Below are 3,052 nucleotides of genomic sequence, written 5' to 3'. Positions count from 1 at the left end.
ACTTTATTTGATGAATTTTAATAACTATGCGATTTTATCGCATCAGTACTAATGTAGAATCATGAATGGATCGTCCCAACATGGCTTTGTAGATCGTTCAAACATGGCTTTATAGATCATCCCAACATGGCTTTGTAGATCGTTCAAACATGGCTTTTCCTAAAAAAGCCCGACAATCACATGGACTGTCGGGCTTGGGACGTCCAAACGCTGTCAGCGACGCTTGGAACTTTTGCCACAGAAATAATTATGGTAGTTTTGCGGTTGCTTATTGCTTGGTTCCGCTGAGGATGAAGGGCACAGCCGATTTCAGCATGCCGCGCTGCAAGATGCCGTTCACGTAAACGGCTGCCTCCACAATCTGCATCTGCATCATCTTCTTGCTGGAGTTGTACATGCCAAATGAGTAGATGTCGTTGCCGAGCATGGCAATCTGCACCACGTGGTCCTTGTCGTTATAGTTGAGTGAGAAGCTCTGCAACGTGGGGTTGATGAAGAAGGTGACGGGCTGTACCTGAGTGAAGTTGATGTAGCACTTCCAGTCGCGGGGTTGCTGCTTGCGTAGGGCCTTAGCCAACTCGGTGTTGGTGATGTTGGAAGCCAGCAGCTCCACGGGGAAGTTGCGGATTGTCATCACCGAGTCGCTGTTCATTTGCCACGAAATCTGCAGGGTGTCGGTCACATCGGTCTTGTTGCTCGGGTTGATAGCGGGGTAGATGAGGTCGCCCTTGTACGAGCCCTTCACGGTGTTGAAGGCCTCGGCCTTCTGTTCGTTGGTGAGTCCCTTGTATTCCACATCGTTGTTGCACGAAGTGAGCCCAATAGCTGCCAAGCAGCAAATCATCAAAGAGATGAGCGTTAACTTTTTCATTTTCTTGTTTGTTTATTATTGATTATTTATACTGGTTCTACCTCATCGGTTCGTTAACTCAAATGCTTCGATGGGCCAAACCTTGCATTGGTGGCTCAAAAAAAACAATTATTTTTTTTCGACGTCTTTCATGCAAGGTTTTCACTTGCGAGGTATTTCTTGTGTAGAAAGATGAGGCTAAATGGTGTGGGAGTCACATAAAAAGACTACTTTTGCATCCTGATATGCGCATATTCGGACGAAACAAAGAACAAGATATCCTGAATCTCTTCCGCCGGGGCGACGCCTCGGCCATGGATGAGTTATATGCCGAATATGCGTCATACCTCACTGCCATCTGCGTTCGTTACTTGTCTGACGATGATGACGTGAAGGATGTGTTGCAAGAAGCCTTTATTAAGATCTTCACCACCATCGACGCCTTCGACTATCGCGGATCGGGATCGCTTAAGGCATGGATGGGACGAATCGTTGTGAACGAGAGTCTGCTGTTCCTGCGGCAACGCAAGCGGTCGCCCATCGATAGGATGGAGGCCGATCCGCCTGACCTCCCCGATGACGATCCCGACACCGATGACCTTACCAGTGAGGAGATGACGCGTCTCATCAGGCAGTTGCCTGACGGCTATCGGGCGGTGCTCAACCTCTATATCGTGGAAGGAAAGAGTCACAAGGAGATCGCCCAGTTGCTTGGCATTAAGCCCGACAGCTCGGCCTCGCAACTGCATCGGGCAAAGAATATGCTCGCCTGTATCATCAAGAACTATAAATCGCATAGGCAATGAATAAGAAATGGACAAACGACACACACAGGCTTCTCAACGACGCACAGCATAGTGCGCCCGAGGGTCTGCTTGGCGACATCAAGAAAGAGATGGCGCGTCGGGGTCTGCAACCTGCCTATGGACAACGGAAGGCCCACATCATTAGCATGCGTGCGCGCCGATGGGGAGCAGTGGCTGCATCGGTGGCTGTGGTGGCCGCCATTGGCGTGTGCCTGATGCCTCCCCATCAACAGGAGCCTCAGCAACCCCTGGCCCAACAAACCGTTATGGACCTGGGAACGCCACGGTCCGTAAGTCAGTCTCGTGAGGCCGCATCTGCGATGGTCCCGACCACGCAGCCCGTGGCGTCGGTTAGCGGATGGGTGGCCCAGGCTGTCGAGACGGTAGCCAAGAGACGGCGTGAGGCCGAGAGTCTTGTGGCGCAACACGAAGAGGCTACGTGTGCCCTTTCCGATCCACCGGTGGTGGCCATGGTCGATGCGTCGCAGGAGCCTGTGTGCGTTGCTGAGGAGCATGCCGAGGAGAGGGTGGAACCGCGATCATCCGTACAGCCGCGCACAAAGGCCCGTCAGCAACAAGACGTTCGCACAACTCGATATATCGCCCGTGAGCCTGAACTTCAGACCCATGCGAGTCGTAGTCGGGCTGTGGAAGTGGGTGCCCATCTGTCGGGCATGCCCAGCATGAACCTAAGCGGCATGGCTGGCGGTCGTTATTCCGACCTGTGCTACACTTCGCCCTTCGATACCTCTGTGGGAGAAACCGGCACCACATTGGTGCCTGGACTGGGACATGCCAAGTCAACCGAGCTTCGCTCCAAGCACCATCAGCCCGTCAAGGTAGGCTTCTCGGTGCGTGTGCCCCTGGGCCATCGCTGGAGCCTGCAAACCGGCTTGAACTATGCCTATCTCAAGTCGGACTTTGAGGATTCGTCGAATGGCAACAGCATCACTGGCTCTCAAGCCCTTCATTATATAGGAGTGCCGATTGGTGTGAGCTATGATGTGTGGAGCAATCGCCGTTTCAACGTCTATGCCACGGCAGGAGGCGAGATGGAGAAACTGGTGAAGGGAACGTTCTCTACCGACAACAGCAGTGAGAAGGTGAAGGAGAGCCGTCCAGTGCTGAGTCTTAATGTCGCTGCGGGTATTGCGCTGAAGCTTTCGCCCATGGTGAGTTTCTATGCCGAGCCCGGCCTGAGTTGTCACTTTAAGAACGGCAGTGGGGTGGAGTCGTCCTACACCGACCATCCCTTAGGCTTCAGCCTCAATGTGGGCTTGCGCCTGAATACGAAGTAGCCCCAACCGTTTCTAACGGTCTGATGACCGTCTGATCATAAATAAGAGGGTGTGTCATAATTGACTATGGTCATTTATGGTGCACCCTCCTTTTGTAT

At 52.8% G+C, this 3,052-nt stretch carries 3 protein-coding genes; 2 read left to right on the top strand and 1 reads right to left on the bottom strand.

The annotated features are described in order from the left end of the window. Positions 1-268: 268 nt before the first annotated feature. Entirely contained in the window at positions 269-871 is a 603-nt protein-coding gene (locus WKK33_RS11330; RefSeq protein WP_337933950.1) for a DUF4840 domain-containing protein, read from the bottom strand. Between the two features lie 224 nt (positions 872-1,095). Between WKK33_RS11330 and WKK33_RS11325 the strand changes: the two genes are divergently transcribed. Both WKK33_RS11325 and WKK33_RS11320 read left to right on the top strand, forming a co-directional pair. Continuing rightward, positions 1,096-1,656 (top strand): sigma-70 family RNA polymerase sigma factor, encoded by a 561-nt coding sequence (locus WKK33_RS11325; RefSeq protein ID WP_337933948.1) that lies wholly within the window; start codon positions 1,096-1,098, stop codon positions 1,654-1,656. Continuing rightward, on the top strand, positions 1,653-2,954 hold the full coding sequence (locus WKK33_RS11320) for a porin family protein (protein ID WP_337933947.1): 1,302 nt from the start codon (positions 1,653-1,655) through the stop codon (positions 2,952-2,954). Before WKK33_RS11325 ends, WKK33_RS11320 begins: the two co-directional genes overlap by 4 nt. Positions 2,955-3,052: the final 98 nt, after the last annotated feature.

The sequence above is a fragment of the Hallella sp. genome (genome assembly GCF_037460745.1).
Lineage (GTDB): Bacteria > Bacteroidota > Bacteroidia > Bacteroidales > Bacteroidaceae > Prevotella > Prevotella faecis.
The sequence above is the reverse complement of the archived record's forward strand: the minus strand, read 5'-3'. Positions and strand labels throughout refer to the sequence as shown.

Excerpts from the sequence above, each read along its gene's own strand:
- WKK33_RS11330 (WP_337933950.1), bottom strand. The coding sequence starts at position 871 with ATGAAAAAGTTAACGCTCATCTCTTTGATGATTTGCTGCTTGGCAGCT.
- WKK33_RS11325 (WP_337933948.1), top strand. The coding sequence starts at position 1,096 with ATGCGCATATTCGGACGAAACAAAGAACAAGATATCCTGAATCTCTTC.
- WKK33_RS11320 (WP_337933947.1), top strand. The coding sequence starts at position 1,653 with ATGAATAAGAAATGGACAAACGACACACACAGGCTTCTCAACGACGCA.